Below are 25,420 nucleotides of genomic sequence, written 5' to 3'. Positions count from 1 at the left end.
TGCTTAAGATTCAAGTAATCAATTCGGCAACTTTATTTTATAAACACGATAGGGTAATTCAACCCGGTCTACGCCATTGTTCCATTGCGGATCTCTGGATAGTTGTGCACATGAAAAGTAAAGATAACCATTACCATCTATACCCAAAGAATCGGGCCATAACAATCTGGGGTCCTGTGTCAATAGATGAATTTGTCCGTCCGGACTCAAGTATTTGATACTGTAATCCATTGAGGTGGTCAAATAAATATTACCGTTCCGGTCAGCAAGCAGGCCATGTGTAACACCTACATTTCCCATGTTTTCTACTTTGCTCTGTAACTCTTGTTGGGAGAGTTTCACATCCGAAAGATACTTTGTTGCGACGCGATATAGGTGATTTTTATTGATCGGTTTAAAGTAAAAGTAATTAAAATCATGACTTAGTGCTATTCCGTTCACATGGGAGACGAATGGAGCGCCGTTCTTATTGCGCATTTCTATACCCGAATAGGAGATAACAACTTCGGGATCCGCTAATGTGAAGGAGCTTTTTTCCAGTACTTTTCGGCTATTTCCCGTTTGGAGGTCAAGGACAATGATTGCCGCCTGTCCTGGGTCTGAAAGATACGCCAGATTTTTTTGTATATCAATGCGGACATCGTTCAAACCCGATTTCGTTTTGTCCAGGTCATCAAATGTGTAGATACGCATGACCTTATTGTTTTTTGTGTCGATTTTTAGGAGTTTGAATTGTCCAGTGGGAGCTGCCCCATCTGGACCGAAAATGGACCCCGAAGTTGATGGTTTGGAGTCTAATACCCATAAGTAATCGGCTGCATCTACAAATATATCCTGAACATTTACAAAATGGGAATCTTCGTTCCCTTGTTCATTCCATGTTTGGTTCGGGTAGGGGATGGGTTTGCCATCGATGATTTCTGTCAATGCATACTGATAGTCTTTGTTCAGTTTAGGAAATGAGACGAATAGTCTGTTTGTTGAAGTTGCGCTAACTCCTATGGGACGATAAGAGTCAAAAGATGCCGCGACTTCCAGTTTTGGATCGAGTGCGAGTTTGTCTTGTGCTTGCATTTTAAAGCTTAACAGATGGACGGATAGGATAAAAAATGTAAGTTTTTTGAACATATCAGGTATTTATTTAAGATCTGGTCATTGTGCCGAATAACGATAATGGTTTTTTAAAAACGAATACTCTTTTTTATAACTTCATTTTCTGCATTATTGTTTTAAGAGATGCATTGAATGGAGACTTTGTTGGTCTACCTTATTCATTAAGAGCAGGTCTGTTTTTATATGTTATCTCAATGGAAGAAATAATTTAATTAAATTATTTCTGATCGGAATTATCCGGTCTTTGCTGCCATGGATATGGATTAAGTTGTTGGGAATAGTCTTGTTTTTCCATTTTACGATTTGACTGATCGCCCAAAACAGAAATTCAGCATCTGTATCTCTTAATATTTGTTTAAGCATCATTTTATCTTCTTTTAAGGTTATGCCAAAGAAATAATTTGATAACACAGTGTGTAATTTTAGCATTGAGTTAGGTATACATTTATGAAGATTGATCAAACCAATAACTTTATAAAGTTTAGGAAGTTCATTGTCGGCTTTGGCTGAAGCGAGCAATATGACCCGTTTTACATCAATAATTTTAGCAATTTCCATGGCAACCATACCTCCGAAAGATAATCCAATAAGAACGGGATATTTAGTCGTAATTTTAGTGGATAATCGTCGTGCATAGCTAGAAATTGATTCTGTTGAACTTGGAGAGATCCATTCCAGATAGGTAACTTTTAGACCCTTAAAATTTATTTTGTTGAGTACCCTTCGGTCTACACCTAATCCACTAAGTATATAAATATGGGTATCGGACATGATGATCGGTTTAAAAGCATTTTCACTGCAATTTATTAATAATGTGCTGATATCCAAAGTCAAAAAAATATTAAATTAAGGAATTTTATATGATTTCTTAAAAAAAGCAAGATACCCAAAGACGAGTGGATATCTTGTTTTATCCATAAAAATGAATATTCGTCTTTTATGGATTTTTAGCATATGACTGTTAATATAAATTTTTAGCGCACTTAGATCATTGATCTATTTAAGACAAAGTTGCTAAGCTTCTGGCCTCAAAGATAGACAAGTCTCCGAATTGTTCTGCTTGAACTTTCTTTACCCAATTCGGATCTTGCAAAATTGCCCGACCCACTGCAACCAAATCGAAGTCTCCTCTTTCATATCGACGTACCAATTCATCCAGTGAAGCTGGGGATGACTTAAATTCTGAATTTGTAAATACTTCACCAAAATCTTCGTCAAGTCCTACCGAACCTACCGTTATTGTCGGTTGACCAGAGACCTTTTTCAGCCATCCGGCAAAATTTAAATCACTGCCCTCGAATTCTGGTTCCCAATAACGTCGTTGACTTCCATGGAAAATATCTACACCGGCATCAACTAATGGTAAGATCCAATCTTCCATCATCTTTGGGGTAGGGGCTAATCTTGCCGTATAATCCTGCTGTTTCCATTGTGATAGTCTGATGATAATTACAAAGTCAGGTCCAACGGCTTTTCGCATTGCCTTCACTACTTCGACGGCAAATCTGGAACGCTCCTTTATCGTTTCACCACCGAATTCATCTGATCTGTGGTTCATTCCCTCCCAAAAGAATTGATCAATCAAGTAACCATGTGCAGCATGTATTTCGAAGGCATCGAAACCTAGCTCTTTTGCAGCTTTTGCAGCATCGGCATACGCTTGGATAGTATTTTCTATATCCACTAAAGTCATTGTGTCGGGACTTTCAAAAGCCGCCGGTGGAGTCCACTGCATTGGCGTATACCCTACATGCCATAGTTGAGGAGCTATTTTACCTCCTTTTGCGTGGACAGCCTCGACAATGTTTTTCCAGCCTTTCAATGCCTGGTCTCCATAGAAATTTGGAATGTCCTTTAAGTTTTTTGATGCGGGCCGCTCGATGACGGTTCCCTCGGTTAGAATCAAACCAACGTCTCCCGCTGCCCGCCGTTCATAGTAACCTGTAACGACATCTCCAGGGATTCCGTCAACAGAAAATGCTCGTGTCATGGGAGCCATGACGAAACGGTTTTTTAATACAAGATTTTTGTATTGGAATGAACTAAAAAGTGTTTGTATGCTCATTTTTTATATCATTTACGAATTTCTTTACAAATATATTTTAAATAGTATATTTTTGTAACCATTAATAGTGCAAAGTAGTTACCTTTGTGTAACTATCAAATGTTTTGACGATGAAAAGAACTGATTTTAAGAATTGTCCATGCGCGATGCAACGCTCTATGGGAATTTTGGGAACAAGATGGAAGCCCATTATTATATACACGCTAAGAGATCGGAAAGCCCGATTTGGACAACTCGATGCATTGATCGAAAATATTTCAAGAAAAGTACTGACATCCTCGTTAAAAGAATTGGAGGAAGATGGCATTATTTTGAGAGAAGAATTTAAAGAGTTGCCTCCTCGGGTAGAATATTCGCTGACTCAAAAAGGGAAGGCACTTATTCCAATTATGTGTCAGTTAGCGAAATGGAATGAGGAATATTATGCAGAAGGAATCTCCATTTGATAGCAAATCAATTTGATTTCTCATCAAATCGCTTTGTTTGGCCATCAACATCCTTTAGCGTAATACCAGAGATTTGAATCACCATCATCATCGATGATTTTTATCCAACCTTGGATGATGCGTTCAATATTGTCCTTGTCATCAAGGTCAGTTTCACAAGGATGTTCTCTATATTTTGTCACCTTGACTTTACACCATTGTCCCTTTATTTGATTGGATAGTTTGATTTCGAATAGATCTCCTCGAATGGCTTCAATAATATCGCTTGAGGTATTAGGTTCTTTTCTGATTCGAAGTCCCGGGACTTTCGCATAATAACCAAGTACTTTTTCATTTTCTTCCAATAGAAAATTAATCCATGGCCTCGCTGAAAAGTACATATTGTTTAGTTCTTTAACCGAAATCCAATAATTTCCCATTTCTGTTAGAACACGAATGAAACCGTCCCGCTTTTCATAATATGGAATAGCGTAAACTTCATTGCCAATTAATTTGAAATTATCTGTCGTAAGTTTCTTTTTGTCATCGGCTGTTGCCAAAAAAATGAAATATGGTGATTGATTGTCGTCTTCCCTGATCTCCATCTTTAATTTTCCGATTACTTTTCCATTTGGCATATCGTATAGTTTAAATCCGTTTTTTGGGGATAGAATGCAACAATATTTGCTCGTATAGCGTAAAGTGTCTCCGGTAGGAAGAAGAAGACCAGCCTCCTTGGTTTGTGCACTTAGAAAAAATGGTGCTATAGATAAGGTAAGGAGATAAATCCTATGGAGCAATCTTAACATATAATAGAATTTTGTTATACGAGTTGTTTCTTAAAGTTTTCTATTTTTAGGTTAAGTGCCGTTAAAAGTTCTGGGTTAATGACACCATTGTTCAGATCAAAATTCTCATAGAATTTTGGCAGGGAAAAGGTTTCTTTGATGATAGCACCAAATTGTGGAAAGAATTTTTGTGCCTCGGCCATCACATTTCCGCCGCCATAACCGCCTGGAGAGGTGGTCATTAATAACATTGGTTTGTCTTGAAACACCTTGACATTTATTCGGGAAGCCCAGTCGAAAACATTCTTAAAAGCAACGCTATAGGAGCGGTTGTTTTCCGCCAATGAACAGATAATAATATCGCTTTTGGTAATATTATCCAGAAAATGATGTGCTTCTTCCGGAAAACCATTTTTTTCCAAATCGACAGAAAAAACAGGCATATTATAATCGTTTAGATCAATCAGGTTGATTTCATGGTTACCAAAACTTTTTAGAACAAACTTGACCAATTGTTTATTGATCGAAGTGGAGGAATTGCTTCCGGCAAAGGCAAATATTTTCATGATATATTTTTGTATGGTTGTCTATAGTCTAAATTTACCGAATTTTTAAATAAGATAATTCGTTATTTCATTATTCGCTCATACGTATTAGACAATACAACGAAAGGTCGATATCTCCTTTTTAAAAAAAGAGTAGCGTCATAGGTCATATTTTATCCTCTTGGATAGCTTAATCTACAGTTGGAATGAAGCAAAATTATGATTATTGCTGATAGCGTATTGAAATTAGAATGTTGTTTTCTGGCACGTTAGTATTATCTATTTTCTTTAAAAATTGAATACATTGGGATATCATAATATTTGTCATCTTTCTTTAGATGCTGTTTTAATACGGCCTCTTTTTTCATTCCTATCTTGCCTAGAACTTTTCCAGAAGCTGGGTTATGAGGGAAATAAGTCGCAAATATTTTGTTGAAATTCAGTTGACTGAAACCGTAGTCAATCACAGCTTTCGCAGCTTCAGTGACATAGCCTTTATTCCAGTTTGGAATGCCTATCCAATAACCTAATTCGGCTTTATCCGAGCCTTCATCGTGAAGTCCTATGGCACCGAGCAATTTTCCTTTTTTTTCTCGAATTGCAAAGGTGATTCCTTTACGGTTTTGAAAGCTTTCGGTTGATAGTTTCAGCCAAAACTCAGCATCTTCCTTCCGATACGGGTATGGAATATTCGACGTATAATCGGAAAATACTTTTTCCTGAAGATATAATACAATCTGTGGAATATCTTCCACTGTTATTTTGTCGAGAATAAGTCTTTCAGTTTCTAATCTTGGAAAGTCGTTCATCCTTTTGGTATTATAAAATGGTTGTAAATAATAGAGTAAGAAGATTTTATGTTTGAAAAAAAAATAAATGTCATTTTCTGGTTACTTAAAACATTACAAACTAAATAAAAGAACAATAAAGTCGTGTTTTAGTTTAGCCATGCCAATGGTTCTCCATTAATTCAAGTTTTTTGCCAGCTGCTCATCAATCCTTTGCCTAACTTCAACACGTTCTCTATATTCTATATGAAAGTATTGACTGTCTCGTTTTGCCAGATGCGGTGTATAAACTGGCTAAATGACTATCTACATAGCTAAAGTAATGGATGGAGTTGCTTCCGTTTTGAACTTGTGGTTAATCGATGAGTTTTAGATCTTTTAGTTTCTGTAATATGAGATTATCCACAGCAGAAGTTTTGTTCTTATCAGCAAAACTGATCCATTCAAAGCGCTCTATTTCGTTGGAAGCTGTCAAAATACCGGTAAATTCGGCAAAGTAACAGGACATCTGTACAATAACATTCTTTCCGCGCCCATCAGCCGCAGCTTCAAAAGTGCCAAAAAATCTGACAGAATGCTCGATAATATCTACATTTAACTCCTCACGGATTTCTCTCCTTAGACATATTATATCAGTTTCACCATGTTCTCTTTTTCCGCCGGGGAAATAAAGTTTGTCTTTACCTTTTGACTGTGTACTTAAGATTTTCTTATTAGAAATGTGAATTAATGCGACCTTATCAATGATATTATTGTCCATTTGTATTATTTAATTATTGAAGATAACAAAAATCATCCGAAAGAATTTTCTCAGATTAAAGATGGGGCGAGTAAAGTGTAATTTGATAACTTTGAGCATATTTATGAATACTATAAAAGACGGTCTAAATATCAAGAAAAATGGAGCAACATTTACCCCTGTATTGCTTGCTGAATTTTTGGCGGAAAAAATACTAAAATACAATACTAAAGATTCGGTCAGTGTGTTAGATCCTTCTTGTGGGGATGGAGCCTTATTACTTAGCATTGGAAAGGAATTGGTCTCGAAAAAAATAACCTTTGAGTTGAGAGGTGTTGATATCAATTATAATTACTTGGGTAAGGCAGAGACAAGGCTTGAAAGTCATTTTGGCGAATCGAGATACCAGGTTCAGTATGCTGACTTTCTGGAAAGTATTTCCTTTGATGATACCCGTTTTGGAACGTATAATGGTATTTCCATGGATATGAATCAATGTGCTGATATTATTATTGCCAATCCGCCTTACGTAAGAACGCAGTTATTAGGCGCGGACTATGCTCAGCAGATATCCAAAAAGTATGGACTTAAAGGGAAAGTGGATTTGTACTTTCCATTTATTAAGGCAATGACATTTGCTTTAAAAGAGGGGGGGATTTTGGGTGTTATTACATCAAACAAATATTTGAATACAAAAAGTGGAGAAAGCATCCGGGAGTTTCTGAGGGAGAATTATGAGATATTGGAAATCATAGATCTGGGCGATACAAAATTATTCGATGCTGCAGTATTGCCGGCTATATTCATAGGAAGAAAAACACGTACCTATAACACGGAAAGTTGCCAGTTCTTTAAAATTTATCAAGACTTTAATAGAAAAACGAAGCCAGGAGGTAAAAAAATGTCAATTTATGAGGCATTGAAAAATAACTATGTTGGCAATTTTAAACACAATGAGAATTCCTATGTATGTACATCTGGTGCTGTAAAATTTGATTCATCCAATAAAAGCAACTGGATTTTGCTCGATTTGAGGGAAGAGGAATTTGTGCGCAAAATCGAGGCGGCTTGTTTTTCCAGAGTAAGAGATCATTTTAAAGTAAAAATAGGCGTCAAAACAACCGCCGATAAGGTGTTTATTCGTAAAGATTGGGGTGCTTATGATATCATTGAGCCAGAGGCAGAATTAATGTATGATTTGATATCACAAGAGAACATTAAAGCGTGGGGGGCACCTAAAACAGATTTAAGAATACTATATCCTCATTTTGATAACAAGGGTAAACGTAATCGAATAAATCTAGAGGATTATCCTAGGACAAAAGAATATTTGCTCAGTAATTTCGAAGTACTAAATAACAGGCACTATGTTTTAAAATCTGGGCGCGGCTGGTATGAAATCTGGGTTCCCCAGAACCCGGCTCTCTGGAAACTCCCCAAAGTTGTATTTCCGGATATTAGTATTGAGCCCCGATTTTGTTTTGACTCCAGTGGTAAATTGGTGAACGGAAACTGCTATTGGATGGCGGCGACAAACGAGAAAGATCTTGATATTCTTTTATTCATTCAGGGCGTCTGTAACTCTAGATTAATGAATTATTATCATTCACTGATGTATAACAATAAACTCTATGCTGGAAGAAAACGTTATTTTTCTCAATATATTGAAAACTATCCTCTTCCTAGATTCTCCAGTGCAAACTTTCAGGCTGTAGTTGCCCTTGTTAAACAACTGAATAATAGTGAAACCTTAGATAAATGCGATCTGGAAAATAAACTGAACAAATTAATTAATGAGGCATATGGACTTTGTAGGGATTTCTTTTAACGAAGACCGGTGTCTACTCCAAAAGTTATTTTTTTTTGGAGTTTTTATCTTGATCTTATATATTTGCAGACCTTTCAAAATAGAAGTGGAAAATTGCGCCTATAGCTCAGTTGGTTAGAGTAGAAGACTCATAATCTTTTGGTCCCTGGTTCGAGCCCAGGTGGGCGCACTTCTTTTCTACGATCAATGAATTCAATATATTTTGGTTTCTCTACTTTCTTATTTTTCGCGCGGTATCATAGAAATATTGGTTTCTTTTCATTTGGCGCTTTGTCAACAACAATAAAATCAATGGTATCCCTTTTCGTTTGTAGGCCAAAAGCTGTTACTTCATTGTTGACTACTTGTTTTTGTTGAGCAGAACATAGATAATGGATAAATATAAATAATATTAAAATTTTAAATTTCATCTTTTGTGTAATAGATTAGCCGAACTCCCTCATGTCCGGTCTTTAAATATAGATATTTTTCAAGAATTGATCTATATGTAAAGGATCTATAGGGTCTGAACCTAAATTGAAGTCTGAGCATAATACTATGATTTAAATTAACTAACTTAGCTATTATCTTTGGCTGCGAGGCTCGGAACATTCCCTAGCGAACTAGAAAAATGAACCGGCTTTGAGCCACTCGCCCCCGGCTTTCGGGGGCTTGTTTTTAATTTTTTTAGCGCATCGGGATGTGTAAATTGGAAAACAGGCGGTAGAAGCCAATTGTCACTGTATGATGTGTTGGAAAAGCTGGTGATAAACAACAAGTAATGATAAAATTCTTAAAAACAAAAGGTACTCTTTTCTTAATCCTTGGGATATTGGGGTTTATCGGTGTTGCCGTCACGGTTACAATATTGGGTACTGGACACTCTGCTCCCGACAAATTAATGGCGATATACATTGGGATATTCGGATTAATTCCAATCCTGCTGTTGCTTATTATCGATCGTATCTGCGTCTGGAAATTTGGGCCGGCTAAAGTGAATAAAATAGAAGTGTATGTGTTAACTGCATTCATTTTACTTTTCGTCTTAAACTGGATCCGTCTACAATTGCAGATCTAAGATAGTTTATTGTGGATGGGATACGCTGTTTGATCTGCGATAATTGGCCTATTTGACAAACGGACACGGCTTCGGACAATATTAGCACAGTGCATATGATATTGGGTAGTCAGATGCAATTGTTCACTTACGGCATATTAAATCCCTTGCTGATTATGTTGCATAATCTTTTCATATTGACAGGAATTATTATCTAGAATGCTTTGAATACAATATCCCGTTTATTTTCTGTTCGAGAGATTGAACGTAAACGGGATATAAATGTTAAAGGTACTTGTAAGGCTAGTCCATTGTGGGGTAATATTATCCTGGATAAATTACATGTTTACTTTATAGCGAATATTGATCGCCAATTGTCCCACGAAAGCTGCTGTTCTACTCGTGTTGTTTAGTTCCGCCATTGTTTCGGCACCATTGATCACGATGTCCTTCAAATCGGGCTGATCGTCCTTAGAAGTTGTCTCTTTGAAAAATTGAACGGCCTGCCCGAGCTCATAGCTATTTGCAATAGCTTGACTTAAGGTATCCTGTAGATCGTCAGGCATGGTCATCAATTGAAATTTTTGACTAGTAGTCAGTGCGAAATTTGCTTCCATCCAAGATAGAAAATTTCGACGAATAGCATTTGTTTCAATTGCTAATAAACTTGCTGGCAATGCCAGGATTCGAAATTGTACTTTGGCTACGCCATGGTTGTTGAATTGTTGTTTCATTATTTGAATTCATTATATTACAATATCTCAAAATTTTATTATAAATTATCTTTTTTTTACTTAAAAATATGATAACACGACAATGAAATGTAGGTTATTGATTAGTTAAACCTCCATAAAGCAACGAATATTAATCTAAAATAGCAATTATTAACGGTTTGTCCTTCAGTCTTGGCTTGGAAGAATGTTATGATTTTGTTAATTACTTTGTAAATATTATCGTTTGTGTGTTCCACTGTTTTATAATTTCGATATTATTTATTATATTGGTATACTTTTGTAAGTAATTTATTTAATTTTGTTGTCCTAACCAGATTATTTCGGAGAAACGTCATGAAATCTATCGTTTATTTTTTTTGCTCGCTGATGCTGTCTATTGTTTTTAATCTGAAAACAATATCGTTTCAAGGTTTTTTGGAACGATCAGATCAGTTTAAATATTGGATTTTGGTTGTCATAATGATCTGTGTTTTTTGGATTGGGGCAACAATGGTATCACTTGTGCTTAATCTGCCAACATATTGGAGTGTACCTTATATGCGTGAACGAATAGGGCTGCCTGCAAAAAACATTCCCGGTCTTGATATTATCCTGCATTTTATCGCTTTTTTTTCGCTCCTTTTAGTGTCTGTTTTTCCATTTTTATTATTGTATGTCGCGATTATCTTCGTTTATAGCCAGTCTTCGGTTGAACGTTCGGTTCTTTTTGAGCTTCATATGCAAATCTATGGAATACGCTATGCTACTATTTTTGTATCATACAGCCTGATGGTGTATATGTGTGAAAATTGGTCACTACTCTATCATTCCATTGGCCAACGGCAGAATTTGGCTGTTTTCTATAACAGACCACTTATGCAGGTTGTAAGCAATGTGAGTTCAGAGAAAGAATTAGCTGTTTCTGGGCAAATGGTAACACAGAGAAGACCTTTGATAAAAAAAAGATCGACTTTTGAACAATTTGAACAAACTGCACCGATCGTTTCGTTAAATGAATCCTGGAAAATAAAAGAAAATAGCTTAAAGAAGAAAGAGCAATTCTATGGAATGGACATCGACAACATCGACGTCTATCTATTGGCTGACCTACTGGCTAAAAGGGGAGAGCTTGTCCAACAGATCAACCTGCAACAGCTGCGATTTGTTGATCTTATTGCAGTCTACACTACAGCAGAGACCAAATGCATTATCTTGCGTAACGGAACAATATTGGACTGTCCGACAATTTTCGATCAGCTAAAAAAGCTGGCATGGAAAACTGGCTTGTCAAAATATCAAAAAATTATGCAATAAATATGTTCTTTGTGCAATATCCGATCAAACGTGTGGCAGACGACCTGAAGCTGCAGCCCTTTATTGAGAAGATGTTGCTGCAAAATATTCGACAGGAGCAGCTTAATGAAATACTGCGGACTGGAAAAGGGCTTAGGGGGCATCAAGTAAAACTTTTCTTAAACAATCAAGAGGATTACTCCCGTATTGGCTGGGATACGCCTATTAACATCTAGATAACATCGAACCTCATTAATATAAGAACTTTTATTTATAGCTTTTGGTTATTCTGTTATGCCTGCTGGTGTAACGGTTTTTTATTTTAAGAAAATTATCTATTTTTGTCTCAATAGATCATTAATGTTATATCTTTTTAAACACAGAGTCATGTAATGCTGTACCAAATATATGGGGATACGTAATCAGATGGGAGAATACCCAAACTGATTGCTGCTATACCTGTGTGTTTAAATCAACATTATTCACTTTAGTTTAAAAAAATGGAATCAACAAAATATGGTCGCACCTATCATTTTCCTTTTTCACCCGGGACAAGTAGCAACGATCGTTTTAATTATGAATACTGGAAGGATATTCAATCTTTCTCAGATTTACTTTATACCGAAAAATTGGATGGCGAAAACAACTGTCTATCCAGGCGGGGTGTATTTGCCCGGTCGCATGCGGCACCGACAACATCTCCTTGGACCGCGCAGTTGCGTGAACATTGGGGACGCTTAAAGAATGATTTAGGTAATCTGGAGTTTTTTGGTGAAAACCTTTATGCGGTACATTCAATCGAGTATACGCAATTGGAACATTATTATTATGTGTTTGCCGTTCGGGTTAAAGATACTTGGCTTTCATGGGAGGAAGTAAGCTTCTATGCAGCCTTGTTTGATTTGCCTTTGGTACCGTTGTTGAGGTCTGAAAAGGTAGCAGACATACAACAGATAATGCAATTGGAAGAAACTGTTCAAAATCTAGCTTCCCAGCCTTCGGTGTTAGGCTCTATCGATCCGAGACAGGGCACCGAATGTACCTCAGAAGGTCTAGTCTGTCGGAATGCGGATGCTTATCCAGTTTCTAGGTTTCAACATAATGTCTTTAAGTACGTGCGAAAAGGACATGTACAGACGGATGAACATTGGACAAAATCCTGGAAAAGAACAAAGCTTATTTGGGAAAGGAGAATTAGCTAGATGGAATGGAAATTAACAGCAGATAAAGACTGGTTGAAATTGGAAAAACAGTTTTCCTGGGTAGCGGACATGCAGAATGTTCCGCAGGATCCCGTTCATCATGCAGAGGGGAATGTTGCTATCCACACGCAATTGGTACTTGAGCAGTTACAACAATCCAGTGACTACAGGGGGCTTAATAGGCAACGGCAGGAGCTACTTTGGACAGCGGCATTGCTGCATGATGTCGAAAAACGATCTACCACATCGGTAGACGGAAAAGGAAGGGTCAGTTCGCCTGGTCATGCGCGGAAGGGGGCGCAGACAGCACGTCAAATTTTGTTCCGTGATGTGGAGACACCTTTTGCCCTTCGGGAAGAAATCGTAGGGCTGGTCCGGTATCATGGACTGCCGTTGTGGCTGATGGATAAAGTTGATCCAATGCGTAGCGCCTTGGAAGTATCATTGCGGGTAAATATGCCCGAGTTGAAACTGTTGGCTGAAGCCGACGCCAAAGGGCGAATCTGTCGGGATCAAAACGCATTACTTGATGTATTAGAGCTTTTTGAACTGTATACAAGAGAAATTGGTTGTTGGTATTCACCACGATCTTTTGCGACACTGAATGCACAATTTACTTACTTCAACAAAGCGGACGGTTATGTGGATTATGTTCCTTTTGATAGGTTCAGATCTAAGGTTACTATGCTAGCTGGATTACCGGGGATGGGTAAAGATCATTATGTAACTAATCATAATGAGGATATCCCTGTCATTAGTCTAGATGATATTCGTCGTAGATACAGTATAGATCCAACAGATAGAAAACGGAACGGCTGGGTAGTGCAGCAAGCAAAAGAACAGGCAAAGATTTATTTGCGCAGAGGACAGGATTTTATCTGGAATGCAACTAATATTACAACATTAATGCGTCAACAGTTGATCGATTTGTTTGTTAGCTATCAGGCCTATGTTAAATTGGTCTATATTGAAAAACCGTACAGCCAATGGCGTTTGCAAAATCGGAATAGGGCCTATCCTCTCCCGGACGTAGTATTAGATAAAATGCTCCACAATTTGGAAGTCCCGCAGCTGACAGAGGCACACGAGGTGCTTTATTTGGTTTAATAATGAGGAAATAAAAGAAGTCTGATGTAAAAATAACCTTGTGAGATTAGTTACAAAAATCATATCACCTCAGGTTTTTTTTGGTGAATGCAATTGGAGGTGAAATTTTGATTATCAGAATAAATTAAAATGTATTGGAAACATTTAGAACACATTTAGAGAAATTTATCCAAATTGATGATAATACATTTGAAATAATATCAAAGTACTTTGATGTTATTTCAATAGCTAAAAAAGAGAACTTGCTAGAAGAGGGGAGAGTCTGTCGATATCACTACTTTGTATTGAAAGGAATATTGCGTAAGTTTTTTGTCAATGAAAAAGGTGTAGAGCAAACAACAGAATTTGCGATTGAAAACTGGTGGCTTACAGATAATATGGCGTATGAACATAAGCTTGTTAGTTCCTTCTATATTCAAGCTGTCGAAAAATCAGAGATTTTATATATCAGTCAAGAAAATCAAGAGAAATTGATGCTAGAATTTCCTATAATGGAACGCTATTTTCGTTTTGTGTATCAGAGGGCTTATGCAGCTGCGCAAATGCGTGTTAAATACCTTTTTTCATTGCCTAAAGAACAGTTTTATCGCGACATGCTACGTAAGTATCCAGACTTTGTGCAACGTGTACCGCAATATCTTATTGCATCTTTTCTAGGTTTTACTCCAGAATATCTGAGTGAAATTCGAAAAAAAATTGGTTCTTAAAATATACAATCGGCTTAAAAAAACAATTTGCAAACTAATAGCATTGATTCGAATCTGTTATTCGGTAAGGTAGCGTTTGAAAGTAAAGATTATGTTCTTTTGAATAATTCTTGACTAAATTATTGAATTTTTCAATAGCCTTTTCTTCAGATCTAGCAAAGCAATGGAGGTTGATTTCCAACGGTCTTTCGGAAGTAGCTTCTTCTATACGCAGTTTTCCGACTTCGGAAAGAACCACTGCAAATGAAGTTTTACAGATCTCTATTTCTAATTTGTTGTCAATCAACTGGGAAGAAATACTGTAATAAGAATCGTTATTTTGGATTTCATCTTGGAAGGGATCTAAAAGCGTCGTTACGATGGAACGATAGCCATATTTCGCATTGCCAAAAAAATGGTCGATATATTCCTGTGCTTTTTCATAAGTAGAAAAAACACCCTCTAGATTGGTGAATACATCCGGATCTTCTTTAATCTCTTTTGAAACTACTGTATATACCTTAATGGGGGTGGTTGTCATATTTTATAATGCTACTGTCTATACATGTAAGTAAAGTTTTTCTGCAAAAAAACTAATTTGAAATTCTATCATTGATATGCTCAAGGATAAAATCGTCTTTTTAAAATAAAAAAATTTCCTTTGTCTACTTTGTAGCCTATTTGGAATATATGTTTGTGCTTTAAAGTTGTGTATAATTTTCGTTTTCTCCAAATTTTTTACTGATTGTTTTTATTTTATTTTTTAAAAAGGAAGAACATCCCAGTATTGCCAAACTCCCTCCAATATAACTTTGAAAAGGTAAAATCGTGAAAAAATTATAGAGTTGATCTAATCAGCAGGAAGCATGCGCAAAAAATAGCTAGTTAGGGTTTTAATCGAGTTACTTTAAATTTTGGTGGAAAAAGCGTTAAGCCCAATCGAAATTGGGGACACGGAGAAGATTAAAGTTATCGAGTAATTGAAGTTTTGGCCGAAATTCTGGTGGTTAAACTTAGCAGATGATTTCTAACAATAGAATTAATTTTATGGGAATTTAAAAGTTTGATTAAGTTTGTAATAGAGAAAATTCTTTTTTTGAACGAAGATATATGAATAATTTTATTTGTAAAAATTGTGGTGTAGAACATACTGAATTGCCATCCTTAGCGTTTAATGCCCCCTTTCACTATGATATATTAAACTCTGTGGATAAAGAAAAATTTACGGATAAAGATGATGATTTTTGCGTGATTCACCACGAAGACCAGATAGATTATTTTATTCGTGCAGTTTTGCAGGTTCCGATTTTGGGCCATGATGAAACTTTGGATTACGGTGTCTGGGTTTCGGTGAGTAATGAAACGATGGACGAATACCGCCTAATGTTTGCAAATAAAGAAGCCGAGGAAAAAAACTATTTTGGGATGCTCAGTAATGAAATAGAGGATTATGAAACCTCAACAATTGGCCTTTATATGCAGGTTGTTACCCAATTAGATGGATACCGTCCGCTATTGATACCTTACGAATCGGAACACCACTTGGTACAGGATTGGTTAAATGGTATCCATAGGGATGAAGCTATGTTACGGGTTAATTCAGTTTTGTAGGCCATAAAACTAAATTGGTTTTTTGTTCATGCGTATTGCTTAGATGTAAAACTGTTTTTAGAATTTGGTGATTTTTTGGAGATAGACCTATCTACACGTTAGGTATCTCACCTCCCAGTTTTATGCGGTATATTTATATGCAACCTATAGGCTTTCCTTCCGCCATTAGATTTTTTGATGTTTCAAACGTTTTCGTAAATAAATCGTACAACTTGGTTCATTTGACCTATATTAATTAATATATTGTTTTATTAAAGCAATTGGATAAATAACCATAAGGTAAAGACAGCGCACCCATCTCCTGGATCGAAAGGGATTAAATTATATAATAACTTTAGCATCCCAATATTGAAAAATAGGTGCACATGATATGAGTAACAAACCAATATTCAATAAATAAACCGAGCATAAGAGCTCAAGAAGTAACTATCACAATGAAGAGAAACACAATATTTAAGTCTGTCTTGATGGCAGCGATGGTTGGAAATTCAATTTTATCGCATGCGCAGATAAATAAGGATACGGAAAAAGGGTGGACAGACCTTTTTGATGGAAAAACGTTGAATGGCTGGAAATCTGTAGGCGGAAAAGCTCCTTATTCTATTGAGGGAGATGCAATCGTGGGGCGAATGACGAAAGGTACTCCCAATTCATTTTTGATTACCGAGAAAGAATACGGTGATTTCATATTGGAACTGGATGTTAAGCTCGAAGGTAGTCAAACAAATTCAGGAATCCAGACCCGGAGTCATCTAGACCCTAAAGCTAATGATGGGCGTGGTAGAGTGTACGGAAGACAAGTGGAGATAGACCCCTCATCCAGGGCGTGGACAGGTGGTATCTATGATGAGGCACGTCGTGGTTGGATCTATCCCTTAGATCTCAATGAAAACGCTAAAAAGGCATATAAAGCTGAAGAATATAACCACATTAGAATCGAAGCGATTGGCGATGAGCTGCGTACTTGGATCAACGATGTACCCGTTTCTTATGTAGTGGACACAATTGACAGGACAGGCTTCATCGGACTACAAGTACATAGTATCCCTTCAGAATTAGATGGAAAGAAGGTCTATTTCAAAAATGTTAAAATCAAGACAAGCGATCTAAAGTCAAAAGGTTTTCCGAAGGAGGTCTATATTGTCAATTTAAAACCAAATGAAGTCACTGATGCCGAAAAGAAAAAAGGAGTTAAGCTTTTATTTGACGGAAAAACAAATAATGGATGGCGCAGCATCCATGGGAATAAATTTCCTGATCGCGGCTGGGAGATTAAGGATGGGCAATTGACAGTTTTGAAATCTGATGGCGGTGAGTCTACTAATGGCGGTGATATTGTAACAAAGGATAAATACGCCGTATTTGATCTATCTTTTGAATTTAAGCTGAGCCCCGGGGCCAATAGTGGTGTCAAGTATTTTGTAACATTAAAAGAAAAGTCTAAAGGATCGGCTATTGGTCTTGAATACCAAGTGCTCGACGATGACTTGCATCCCGATGCGAAGTTAGGAAGAGATGGCAATCGTACTTTAGCCTCTCTTTATGACCTCATCACATCAAATAGGGATGGACGTGCGCGGAGACCGATAGGCGAATGGAATAGGGGAAGAGTAGTGGTGACAGCCGACAATAAAGTTGAACACTATCTGAATGGAATTAAGATGCTGAGTTACGAAAGAGGATCGAAGGAGTTCAAGGACCTTGTTGCTATCAGTAAATATAAGGACTGGGATAACTTTGGTGAGGCAAAAGAGGGATTTATCCTATTGCAAGATCACGGAGATAAGGTTTCATTTCGCAGTATAAAGATTAATACACCAAACTAAGCTTAGAGTTTATGAACCATTATTTATCACGCAGAAGCTTTGTTAAACAATCTGTTATTGCAGCTGGTGCTGTAATGTTATCGAATAGTGTCCTGGGGAAAGTCAATCTGGCAACACCAAATGAACGGGTCAATTTGGCCTGTGTGGGTTTGGGGAATAGAGCGGCAGATATTATAAAAGAACTTTATAAAACCGGACTTTGTAATATTGTTGCATTATGCGATGTTGATCTGGGTGCGAAGCAAACGCAGGAAATTCTGGCAATGTTTCCTGATGCACCAAAGTTTAAAGACTTTAGAGTTATGTTTGATAAAATGGGAAGTCAGATCGATGCGGTTAGTATTGGGACACCTGATTTTTCCCATTTTGCGATAACAATGTTGGCCCTCGATCTTGGAAAACATGTCTATGTGGAGAAGCCAATGGCGCGAACATTCCTCGAAGTTGAATTAATGGCCAATAAAGCCCGGAAGAACCCAAAGCTTGTAACACAAATGGGAAATCAGGGACATTCCGAAGCAAATTACTTTCAATTTAAGGCTTGGAAGGAAGCCGGAATAATTAAAGATGTCACTCGGATAGATGCACATATGAACATGCCGCGGAGATGGCATGGATGGGATGTGAATATGAAAGGATTTCCTGCCGCTGAAATAATCCCGGAAACTTTAGATTGGGAACTATGGCAAATGCAAACACTAGGTCACAACTATAATAAAGATTTTGTGAATGGGCAATGGCGTTGTTGGTATGATTTTGGGATGGGAGCTCTTGGTGATTGGGGAGCACATATATTAGATACTGCGCATGAATTCTTGGATCTTGGCCTACCAACCGAAGTCAGTGCCGTTAAACTTGATGGACATAATTCGTATTTTTTCCCCATGTCTTCGACACTTAAATTTCATTTTCCCAAACGGAAAAGAATGCCTGCTGTTGACATTAATTGGTATGATGGGTTAAATAATTTACCACCTATACCAGATGGTTATGGAGTTTCGGGATTGGATCCGAATATTCCAGCTCCTAGTACAGGTAAATTGGAACCAGCAAAATTAAACCCCGGAAAAATTATTTATGGAAAGGATCTGACGTTCAAAGGTGGTTCTCATGCAAGCATTTTGCAAATCATTCCCGAAGCGAAAGCAAAGGAAATGGAATCCCGTCTTCCAGAAATTCCAAACTCACCGTCTAATCATTTTACTAACTTCTTAAAAGCGTGTAAAGGAGAAGAAAAAACAAGGTCTGCTTTTGAGATCGCCGGACCTCTGAGTCAAGTATTTTGTCTGGGAGTAATCGCCCAGCGTTTAAATACCAAATTGATCTTTGATCCCACAAAAAGGGAGATCAGTAACGATAAATTTGCCAATGCACTGTTGGCAGGACCGCCCCCCGCAAGAGGCTGGGAGCAGTATTATAAAATGTAAACTGCTCATTTTGATTTATAAAAAAAGCGAGGGATATTTAATTTATACCTCGCTTTTTGTTTATTGGACTTTTATCGAGGAGCTAACTTTGTTTACTATGACGTTAAACGCCACTGTATTCAAATGCATTGTATTGCATGAGACAAATCGGATGTATTTTGATCTATCTTGATGGAAATATGAGCTATTGTAAATATTTTTGTTAAAATGCCTTAGGATAGTTATGATGAGAACTAATATCTGGCCTGACTAATGGGAGGAAAAAGGGAGTAAAAAAATGGATTTAGATACAAACAAAAAAAGGTTTTCAAACGGGGAGAATGAAAACCTTCAATAACCAATTATAAACCTAAATTATGATAGTACAAATATAAGTGTATTTTATACACTATGCAAATTTATTTTAAAATAAAAATATCAATATGATAATGGCTATATCAAAAGAGGTTTTGATCAAACTTTTTGATGTTATATAAATTAACGCTAAGCTGTTTGGGTCAAGCTGGAATTCAATGTTTTGCTTATCTTATTTAGAAATGTCAATAAATCCTAAAGAGAGAGTCCCTTTAGTTTTTCTCCCCATTTTCCAAGCTCGTGAATAATTGGAGATAATTCATGGCCAATTGCTGTCAATTCATATGTTACTCGTGGTGGAACTTCTGGATATACCGTACGTTTTACAACTCCACTTTCCTCTAATTTTCGCAATTGCAAGGTCAACATACGTTCGGTAATATTAGGAAGACACTTTCTGATTTCATTATATCGAAGACTTCCGTTGATTAAATAGCAACAGATAGCTAAAGACCATTGACCACCAATAATATGAGCTGCAAATACTTCAGGACACTCATTTGCTAACATTTGCTTATTGGCGAAATTACTGGAACTTTCTTTGATTTTTGTCATCACCTACATTTTTTATAGTACCGAACATTGGGTTACCACCGTACCAAAATAAGAAATATCTATCTATTTTTAATCCCAGATAGCAACGCTAATGAAACTATTACAGTTATCAGATGCTGCGTGGTAAATAGTATATAAAACTTTTTAATAACTAGATATAATGAAAACGTTAGTAATGATAATTCACCCAAATATAAACGAATCAATCGTTAATAAAAGGTGGATTGAAGAATTGAAAAAATACCCGGAAAACTATGAAATCCATCAATTGCATGAGAAGTACCCCGATGAAATAATAGATGTAAAGGAGGAACAACAATTGATTGAAAAGTATGATAAAATTGTATTTCAATTTCCTTTTTATTGGTTTAATTGCCCCCCGTTTTTTAAAAAGTGGCTGGATGAGGTGTTAACATACGGTTGGGCTTATGGAAAATCAAGTGGTTATAAGTTAGCGGGAAAAAGAATCGCATTGGCATTGTCTGTTGGGGTTGATGAAAAAGAGTATTCTACTACAGGCAAGTACAAATATAACTTGGATCAATTGACTAGTCCATTTGAAATTACTTTCAATTATATTCACGCGAATTATCGTCCACTTTTCGCATACTATGGCATTGAACAAAATGTTTCGGAAGAATGGGTCGAACGGAGTGTTCCACTGTATCTTAACTTTTTAGAACAGTTGTAGGCGTCTGATACTAAATTAAGATCGTGGGTGATTCAGTAGGCCTGTGTCATTTAAAATCAAAGGCATCTTTAGTTTATCTTATGTACATAAAAATAGCAAGGATGGTTTTCACGTGTTTCCTGTATTATTCTGTTAAGATGCTTTTGAGAGTTACAAAGTGTGTTGGCAATATCTTTTAGCTAATATTTCGACCGCTATACCATTCACTAATTTGAATAAATGATGATCCAGAAACTTAAAGTACGGAAATTCGATGGCTATTAGATTATAATCGTTTAATGAAGAATAATTTGAAAAGAATTTATCATTTTCAATCAATCTTAACGCGCTAAATTTAATTTATCTTGGTAAGAGTTAAGGACAAAAAAAAAGGTTTTCAAACGGGGAGAATGAAAACCTTAAATAACCAATTATAAACCTAAATTATGATAGTTCAAAGATAGTGTGTTTTATACACACCTGCAAGTTTTTTTTAAAAATAATATAGAAATGAAGGTGCCGATTAAGTTTGTTTGTTATGGACTCACCGGGTAACAGTTTCTATTTATGTTTTCTAGTTTGAATAGAAGCAATTCTTTTTCTTCCGGTTCTCTGATCTTATGCACCGAAAAAAGGGGCAATATTAGTTCAGAGTTGATTAATTCATAAGAAGACCAAGAGACGTAGCTGTATATAGATTGGTGTTAAGAAATTAAAAATTAACGTATAAATGCTGTGCTCCAAAAATAGCTACATACTTTTGTTGGGGCACAGTGTCTGATTCTTGAAGAAATATTACTCTGATAAAACCCCAACATAATAATTGAACGTGTCTATATCAATATTTTCTTTATTTAATCCTGGAATTTTAATTGCCCGAAAATGCTGATCTAAATGGACCAACTGTCTGTTTTTACCCTTTATTCCAATATGTATTGGCATATGAAACCCTTTGACTTCGCTAATCCATCTTCCCAGTATTGCACCGGAAGCATCCTGTTGGATCTCTAATGTCGGAATAGATGCATGCTGAACATACTGTTCAAATACTTTTGATAGATCCAAACCAGATTGCTGGCTTAAATAACGGACAATATCATTATAGTCAACCTGTTGATGGTAAAATTTGCTGTTCAAGCCTCGTAATAACTTGCGCCATTTATCATCATTGGCTATCATCGTACGGATCATGTTGAGCATAACACCACCCTTTGGATACATATCACCGGAACCTTCTTTGTTAACGTGATATGGCCCCTGCATGGGGATGTCATTTTGAATGCCACGTCGAATACCATGGACATAAGCTTGACTAGCTTCTTTTCCATAAAAGTAATCAATGAACAAGGCTTCAGAATAGTTAGTGAAGCTTTCGTGAATCCACATATCAGCGAGATCAGCAGCGGTAATGTTGTTGCCGAACCATTCGTGGCCCGATTCGTGTACGACAATGAAATCCCATTTTTTTCCCCATCCTGTGCCTGACGCATCGCTGCCAAGATAGCCATTTTGATAACCATTTCCATATGCAATAGCACTTTGATGCTCCATTCCCAAATGATGAGTTTCAACCAATTTGTAACCGTCCTCGTAGAATGGATAGGGGCCGAACCAATGTTCAAATGCGGTAATTGTACGCTTTGCATTGTTTTGAAGATGCGCCTTTTTATCAGCTGTATTATTCTCCCGCAGGATATAATAATCTATATCCAACGGACCTTTTTCACCTTGATGCTTTTCTTGGAAATGAACATAGTCACCAATATTGATAGCGACATTATAATTGTTGATAGGATTGACTACTTTCCAGTGAAATTTTGTATATCCGTCGTTCAGATTTTCGACCTTTGCTAATCGACCATTGGATACGTTCATTAGTCCTTTTGGGACTGCGACTGAGATTAGCATACTATCGACTTCATCATATTGATGATCTTTGTTTGGCCACCATACACTAGCGCCCATGCCTTGACAGGCTGTTGCTATCCATGCTTTTCCATTGCTGTCTTTTTTCCAGTCGATTCCACCGTCCCATGGTGCTTTTATCGCTTCTGTAGGGTGTCCTTCATAATAGACCGTGAATTCTTCTTGGCTGCCCTTGTCGATTATCTTTGGGAAATCTACATACACCGCGTTATATTCCCGGGTAAAAGGAAGGTCTTTTCCCTGATAAACGACTTTGTTCACTTTTAAATCCGCAAATAAGTCGAATTGCAGACGCTTAAAATCTTCCGCTGCCCTGAAGCGGAATAAATTGGAGCCCGAGATGAATTTGCTATCAATATCTACCTTAATATCCAGATGATAATATTGGATGTCATAGCAAGTTCTTTGGGGTGTCAGGTTGCCCCTAAGTGAATCTGCTCGCGTGAATTCATTTTTGACTTTCATCAGCTGCGCGGCCACATGTTCGCTTTTTGCGGTTAAAATGGCATAGGCAGCAAGTGCAATTAAATGTGTTCTTTTCATGGGTTATCTTCCGCCTGGAGGGCAATGTAATTTTAAATAGTTCGTAAATAATGTTTTTAGATGCTCATTGGTGCCTTTTCCTTCACTGATAGCGTGACTGCGGTTGGGATAGGACATCAATTGAAACTGAACGTTGTTTTTGATCAGTTCATCAATCAGCACTTCGGCATTCTGATAATGTACATTGTCATCACCGGTACCATGTATATATAGTAGATTTCCTTTAATATTTTTGGCATACTTTAATGGCGACCCATTTTCAAAATCTGCTAGATTTTCTTGAGGTAATCCCATATAACGTTCTTGATAAACATTATCATAAAGCAGCTGATTGGCTACTGCAGCTATCGCTATTCCTGTTTTATAGATTTGTGGATATTGTCCCAGCAGATTAAGTGTGCTTGAGCCACCTCCGCTCCATCCCCAGACTGCAATGCGAGAGCTATCTACGAAAGACCATTTCAATATTTCCTGTGCCGCCAGTGCCTGATCACGGATATTGAGCTGTCCAATATTACGGTAGATGCTTTTTCGCCATACATTGCCTTTGGGAGCAGGAGTACCACGGTTATCAAGCGAAATATAGATATAGCCGTCATGAGCCATATTTCCTTTGTATAAGCTATTGTATCCAGCACCGAAATTGTCCAGTACAGTCTGCGATGCTGGTTCGCCATACACCATAAAAACTACCGGATACTTTTTGCTGGTATCGAAATCAAGGGGTTTGACCATCCAGCCATCTAGCTCGATGCCTTCAGCAGTTTTGATTTTGAAAAATTCTGCAATACCGTCACTTGCTTTCTTTTGACGCTTAATTTCAAAGTCCACTAAGGTCTGATGGTTCGGTAGTGATACTACGGCATCATATTTAAGTTCAGCACGATTACTGAAGTTAAAGATCGCCGTCTTACCGTCTTTAGAGATATCATAGTCGCAAGTTCCCTCAAACGATGTAGGTGTGAGCCTTTTGGGAGAGCCACCTTTAGCAGAGACGCTATACAGATATTTTTGAGTCGCATTAGTAGGAGAAGCAGTAAAATAGATTGTTTCTCCTTTTGGATCTAGAAAATCAAGATTAATAATGTCATAATCTGCTTTCGTAATGAGCTTTTCATTACCTTTTAAGTCGATTTGATAAATTTTTCGCCAGCCGTCTTTTTCGGAAACCCATATAAATGCTTTCCCTTCCTGGATCCAGTCCCAGCCCGAAGGGTCGTTATTATTCCATCTTGCCTTGATATCGATCCATGAATTGCTCGTTTCGCGATGTATCGCTTGAGCTTCATGAGTAGCAATGGAAGCTGTGTAAATTTTACTCTCGTTTTGTTTCCTGTTGAGTTGCTGAAAAATAAGCTGTTTGCTGTCCAGACACCATTCCATGCGCGGAATATAATGCTGTTCAGGATCTCCGGGGATATTGATATGATGGCTGTTTTTGCTAGCAAGTTCATAGGTCCAAATCGAGCACGCGCTTGGTGATTGTCCTACCTTTGGGTATTCGACAGGGATGGTAAAAGAGTAGAGACTATCCGTATTATTGATCATTAGAAAATTGCGGATACTACGTGCATCAAGCTTCCAGTAGGCAATCGATTGGCCGTCCGGAGACCACCTAAAACCATCTTTGCAACCAAACTCTTCTTCATAGACCCAGTCAAATGTTCCATTGATCATTCGGTCAGTACCATCGGTTGTGACTGCACTGATGGCTCCATTCGTTAAATCTTCAACATAAATATTATGGTCAGCTTTGTTTACATAAGCCACTTTGTCATTTAGGGGACTGAACTTTGCAAACATCAACTGAGCTGAAGGAAACTGCTTCCCCAATTGTTTCAATTGGTTTGACTGTTTGTTATACACCCAGTAGTCTCCTCTTGTATTCTCGCGCCACACCTTCGCACTATTTGTATAGATTAAAATTAGTTCCTTATTCTTGGATATGGAAAAATTCTCAACTTTTAATGCTGTTTTCTTTCCCTGAGGAACAAGTAATTCATGAGATAAAAAGATTGTTCTGGAGCCGTTTTTAGGATTGACGGTTTCTATTCCTTTATCCGAAAATTCATAATATTGATCACCATTTTCCATCCAGAGTCTCTGAGCAAAGAGTGGATTGGATACGTAGATAACTAATAACAGATTGACTATAATAAAATGTCTAATTCGATTCATTT

24 protein-coding genes and 1 tRNA gene are annotated in these 25,420 nt (G+C 37.1%); 13 read left to right on the top strand and 12 right to left on the bottom strand.

The features are described 5' to 3' along the window. Positions 1-18 precede the first annotated feature (18 nt). The 3 genes from G6053_RS20495 to G6053_RS20485 all read right to left on the bottom strand — a co-directional run bounded on the left by G6053_RS20495 (position 19) and on the right by G6053_RS20485 (position 3,178). Entirely contained in the window at positions 19-1,128 is a 1,110-nt protein-coding gene (locus G6053_RS20495; protein WP_206531785.1) for an L-dopachrome tautomerase-related protein, read from the bottom strand. A gap of 171 nt (positions 1,129-1,299) precedes the next feature. Continuing rightward, the gene (locus G6053_RS20490) at positions 1,300-1,884 is read right to left on the bottom strand and encodes an alpha/beta hydrolase (protein WP_206531784.1); all 585 of its coding nucleotides are present in this window, start codon (positions 1,882-1,884) and stop codon (positions 1,300-1,302) included. A 229-nt stretch (positions 1,885-2,113) separates the two neighbouring features. Continuing rightward, the gene (locus G6053_RS20485) at positions 2,114-3,178 is read right to left on the bottom strand and encodes an NADH:flavin oxidoreductase (RefSeq protein ID WP_165308223.1); all 1,065 of its coding nucleotides are present in this window, start codon (positions 3,176-3,178) and stop codon (positions 2,114-2,116) included. A gap of 110 nt (positions 3,179-3,288) precedes the next feature. On the opposite strand from G6053_RS20485, the gene G6053_RS20480 reads away from it, so the two are divergent. Further along, positions 3,289-3,624: a helix-turn-helix domain-containing protein gene (locus tag G6053_RS20480; protein ID WP_206531783.1), complete on the top strand. Its 336-nt coding sequence runs from the start codon at positions 3,289-3,291 to the stop codon at positions 3,622-3,624. A gap of 44 nt (positions 3,625-3,668) precedes the next feature. Here the strand turns inward: G6053_RS20480 and G6053_RS20475 are convergent, their stop codons facing one another. The 4 genes from G6053_RS20475 to G6053_RS20460 form a co-directional block, all read right to left on the bottom strand. Beyond that, entirely contained in the window at positions 3,669-4,412 is a 744-nt protein-coding gene (locus tag G6053_RS20475; protein ID WP_165308221.1) for a hypothetical protein, read from the bottom strand. A 14-nt stretch (positions 4,413-4,426) separates the two neighbouring features. Next, positions 4,427-4,957, bottom strand: a complete 531-nt coding sequence (locus G6053_RS20470; protein ID WP_108633094.1) for an NADPH-dependent FMN reductase — start codon at positions 4,955-4,957, stop codon at positions 4,427-4,429. A 254-nt stretch (positions 4,958-5,211) separates the two neighbouring features. After that, entirely contained in the window at positions 5,212-5,745 is a 534-nt protein-coding gene (locus tag G6053_RS20465) for a GNAT family protein (protein WP_165308219.1), read from the bottom strand. Positions 5,746-6,079: 334 nt separating this feature from the next. Then, positions 6,080-6,484, bottom strand: coding sequence for an NUDIX domain-containing protein (locus G6053_RS20460; RefSeq protein ID WP_206531782.1), 405 nt, complete (start codon positions 6,482-6,484; stop codon positions 6,080-6,082). 103 nt (positions 6,485-6,587) lie between these two features. Between G6053_RS20460 and G6053_RS20455 the strand changes: the two genes are divergently transcribed. The 3 genes from G6053_RS20455 (at position 6,588) to G6053_RS20445 (ending at position 9,348) form a co-directional block, all read left to right on the top strand. Then, a complete protein-coding gene (locus tag G6053_RS20455) occupies positions 6,588-8,291 on the top strand; it encodes an N-6 DNA methylase (RefSeq protein WP_165308216.1) in 1,704 nt (567 codons plus the stop codon). A 95-nt stretch (positions 8,292-8,386) separates the two neighbouring features. Beyond that, positions 8,387-8,460: transfer RNA gene (locus G6053_RS20450), tRNA-Ile, on the top strand. A gap of 591 nt (positions 8,461-9,051) precedes the next feature. Continuing rightward, on the top strand, positions 9,052-9,348 hold the full coding sequence (locus G6053_RS20445; RefSeq protein WP_165308213.1) for a hypothetical protein: 297 nt from the start codon (positions 9,052-9,054) through the stop codon (positions 9,346-9,348). A gap of 317 nt (positions 9,349-9,665) precedes the next feature. Here the strand turns inward: G6053_RS20445 and G6053_RS20440 are convergent, their stop codons facing one another. Continuing rightward, on the bottom strand, positions 9,666-10,061 hold the full coding sequence (locus G6053_RS20440) for a hypothetical protein (RefSeq protein WP_108633099.1): 396 nt from the start codon (positions 10,059-10,061) through the stop codon (positions 9,666-9,668). Between the two features lie 537 nt (positions 10,062-10,598). Between G6053_RS20440 and G6053_RS20435 the strand changes: the two genes are divergently transcribed. The 5 genes from G6053_RS20435 to G6053_RS20415 all read left to right on the top strand — a co-directional run bounded on the left by G6053_RS20435 (position 10,599) and on the right by G6053_RS20415 (position 14,349). Continuing rightward, complete coding sequence (locus tag G6053_RS20435; RefSeq protein ID WP_165308211.1) at positions 10,599-11,354, top strand: hypothetical protein; 756 nt, start codon at positions 10,599-10,601, stop codon at positions 11,352-11,354. After that, entirely contained in the window at positions 11,312-11,569 is a 258-nt protein-coding gene (locus G6053_RS20430) for a hypothetical protein (RefSeq protein WP_165308209.1), read from the top strand. Before G6053_RS20435 ends, G6053_RS20430 begins: the two co-directional genes overlap by 43 nt. Before the next feature lie 264 nt (positions 11,570-11,833). Continuing rightward, positions 11,834-12,535 (top strand): RNA ligase family protein, encoded by a 702-nt coding sequence (locus G6053_RS20425; protein ID WP_165308207.1) that lies wholly within the window; start codon positions 11,834-11,836, stop codon positions 12,533-12,535. Beyond that, the gene (locus G6053_RS20420; protein WP_165308205.1) at positions 12,536-13,642 is read left to right on the top strand and encodes an AAA family ATPase; all 1,107 of its coding nucleotides are present in this window, start codon (positions 12,536-12,538) and stop codon (positions 13,640-13,642) included. 134 nt (positions 13,643-13,776) lie between these two features. Next, a complete protein-coding gene (locus G6053_RS20415; RefSeq protein ID WP_165308202.1) occupies positions 13,777-14,349 on the top strand; it encodes a Crp/Fnr family transcriptional regulator in 573 nt (190 codons plus the stop codon). A 34-nt stretch (positions 14,350-14,383) separates the two neighbouring features. On the opposite strand, the gene G6053_RS20410 is transcribed toward G6053_RS20415, so the two are convergent. Then, the gene (locus tag G6053_RS20410; protein ID WP_108633104.1) at positions 14,384-14,869 is read right to left on the bottom strand and encodes a hypothetical protein; all 486 of its coding nucleotides are present in this window, start codon (positions 14,867-14,869) and stop codon (positions 14,384-14,386) included. A 569-nt stretch (positions 14,870-15,438) separates the two neighbouring features. On the opposite strand from G6053_RS20410, the gene G6053_RS20405 reads away from it, so the two are divergent. From G6053_RS20405 to G6053_RS20395, 3 genes are all read left to right on the top strand, one after another. Continuing rightward, positions 15,439-15,939 (top strand): DUF2199 domain-containing protein, encoded by a 501-nt coding sequence (locus G6053_RS20405; RefSeq protein WP_108633105.1) that lies wholly within the window; start codon positions 15,439-15,441, stop codon positions 15,937-15,939. A 434-nt stretch (positions 15,940-16,373) separates the two neighbouring features. Beyond that, positions 16,374-17,765: a DUF1080 domain-containing protein gene (locus tag G6053_RS20400; protein WP_108633106.1), complete on the top strand. Its 1,392-nt coding sequence runs from the start codon at positions 16,374-16,376 to the stop codon at positions 17,763-17,765. An 11-nt stretch (positions 17,766-17,776) separates the two neighbouring features. After that, positions 17,777-19,192, top strand: a complete 1,416-nt coding sequence (locus G6053_RS20395; protein WP_165308200.1) for a Gfo/Idh/MocA family oxidoreductase — start codon at positions 17,777-17,779, stop codon at positions 19,190-19,192. Positions 19,193-19,741: 549 nt separating this feature from the next. Here the strand turns inward: G6053_RS20395 and G6053_RS20390 are convergent. Beyond that, entirely contained in the window at positions 19,742-20,101 is a 360-nt protein-coding gene (locus G6053_RS20390) for a winged helix-turn-helix transcriptional regulator (protein WP_108633108.1), read from the bottom strand. A gap of 160 nt (positions 20,102-20,261) precedes the next feature. Here G6053_RS20390 and G6053_RS20385 point away from each other — a divergent pair, with 160 nt between their 5' ends. Continuing rightward, positions 20,262-20,792, top strand: a complete 531-nt coding sequence (locus G6053_RS20385; RefSeq protein ID WP_165308198.1) for an NAD(P)H-dependent oxidoreductase — start codon at positions 20,262-20,264, stop codon at positions 20,790-20,792. Positions 20,793-21,566: 774 nt separating this feature from the next. Here the strand turns inward: G6053_RS20385 and G6053_RS20380 are convergent. Continuing rightward, positions 21,567-23,240, bottom strand: a complete 1,674-nt coding sequence (locus G6053_RS20380) for a M1 family metallopeptidase (RefSeq protein WP_165308196.1) — start codon at positions 23,238-23,240, stop codon at positions 21,567-21,569. A gap of 3 nt (positions 23,241-23,243) precedes the next feature. Beyond that, positions 23,244-25,418, bottom strand: coding sequence for a DPP IV N-terminal domain-containing protein (locus tag G6053_RS20375; protein ID WP_165308194.1), 2,175 nt, complete (start codon positions 25,416-25,418; stop codon positions 23,244-23,246). Positions 25,419-25,420: the final 2 nt, after the last annotated feature.

It is taken from the genome of Sphingobacterium sp. DR205 (assembly GCF_011064245.1).
Taxonomy (GTDB): Bacteria; Bacteroidota; Bacteroidia; order Sphingobacteriales; family Sphingobacteriaceae; genus Sphingobacterium; species Sphingobacterium athyrii.
This window is presented reverse-complemented; position numbering and strand designations above follow the sequence as displayed.

Excerpts from the sequence above, each read along its gene's own strand:
- G6053_RS20495 (WP_206531785.1), bottom strand. The coding sequence starts at position 1,128 with ATGTTCAAAAAACTTACATTTTTTATCCTATCCGTCCATCTGTTAAGC.
- G6053_RS20490 (WP_206531784.1), bottom strand. The coding sequence starts at position 1,884 with ATGTCCGATACCCATATTTATATACTTAGTGGATTAGGTGTAGACCGA.
- G6053_RS20485 (WP_165308223.1), bottom strand. The coding sequence starts at position 3,178 with ATGAGCATACAAACACTTTTTAGTTCATTCCAATACAAAAATCTTGTA.
- G6053_RS20480 (WP_206531783.1), top strand. The coding sequence starts at position 3,289 with ATGAAAAGAACTGATTTTAAGAATTGTCCATGCGCGATGCAACGCTCT.
- G6053_RS20475 (WP_165308221.1), bottom strand. The coding sequence starts at position 4,412 with ATGTTAAGATTGCTCCATAGGATTTATCTCCTTACCTTATCTATAGCA.
- G6053_RS20470 (WP_108633094.1), bottom strand. The coding sequence starts at position 4,957 with ATGAAAATATTTGCCTTTGCCGGAAGCAATTCCTCCACTTCGATCAAT.
- G6053_RS20465 (WP_165308219.1), bottom strand. The coding sequence starts at position 5,745 with ATGAACGACTTTCCAAGATTAGAAACTGAAAGACTTATTCTCGACAAA.
- G6053_RS20460 (WP_206531782.1), bottom strand. The coding sequence starts at position 6,484 with ATGGACAATAATATCATTGATAAGGTCGCATTAATTCACATTTCTAAT.
- G6053_RS20455 (WP_165308216.1), top strand. The coding sequence starts at position 6,588 with ATGAATACTATAAAAGACGGTCTAAATATCAAGAAAAATGGAGCAACA.
- G6053_RS20445 (WP_165308213.1), top strand. The coding sequence starts at position 9,052 with ATGATAAAATTCTTAAAAACAAAAGGTACTCTTTTCTTAATCCTTGGG.
- G6053_RS20440 (WP_108633099.1), bottom strand. The coding sequence starts at position 10,061 with ATGAAACAACAATTCAACAACCATGGCGTAGCCAAAGTACAATTTCGA.
- G6053_RS20435 (WP_165308211.1), top strand. The coding sequence starts at position 10,599 with ATGCGTGAACGAATAGGGCTGCCTGCAAAAAACATTCCCGGTCTTGAT.
- G6053_RS20430 (WP_165308209.1), top strand. The coding sequence starts at position 11,312 with ATGGAAAACTGGCTTGTCAAAATATCAAAAAATTATGCAATAAATATG.
- G6053_RS20425 (WP_165308207.1), top strand. The coding sequence starts at position 11,834 with ATGGAATCAACAAAATATGGTCGCACCTATCATTTTCCTTTTTCACCC.
- G6053_RS20420 (WP_165308205.1), top strand. The coding sequence starts at position 12,536 with ATGGAATGGAAATTAACAGCAGATAAAGACTGGTTGAAATTGGAAAAA.
- G6053_RS20410 (WP_108633104.1), bottom strand. The coding sequence starts at position 14,869 with ATGACAACCACCCCCATTAAGGTATATACAGTAGTTTCAAAAGAGATT.
- G6053_RS20405 (WP_108633105.1), top strand. The coding sequence starts at position 15,439 with ATGAATAATTTTATTTGTAAAAATTGTGGTGTAGAACATACTGAATTG.
- G6053_RS20400 (WP_108633106.1), top strand. The coding sequence starts at position 16,374 with ATGAAGAGAAACACAATATTTAAGTCTGTCTTGATGGCAGCGATGGTT.
- G6053_RS20395 (WP_165308200.1), top strand. The coding sequence starts at position 17,777 with ATGAACCATTATTTATCACGCAGAAGCTTTGTTAAACAATCTGTTATT.
- G6053_RS20390 (WP_108633108.1), bottom strand. The coding sequence starts at position 20,101 with ATGACAAAAATCAAAGAAAGTTCCAGTAATTTCGCCAATAAGCAAATG.
- G6053_RS20385 (WP_165308198.1), top strand. The coding sequence starts at position 20,262 with ATGAAAACGTTAGTAATGATAATTCACCCAAATATAAACGAATCAATC.
- G6053_RS20380 (WP_165308196.1), bottom strand. The coding sequence starts at position 23,240 with ATGAAAAGAACACATTTAATTGCACTTGCTGCCTATGCCATTTTAACC.
- G6053_RS20375 (WP_165308194.1), bottom strand. The coding sequence starts at position 25,418 with ATGAATCGAATTAGACATTTTATTATAGTCAATCTGTTATTAGTTATC.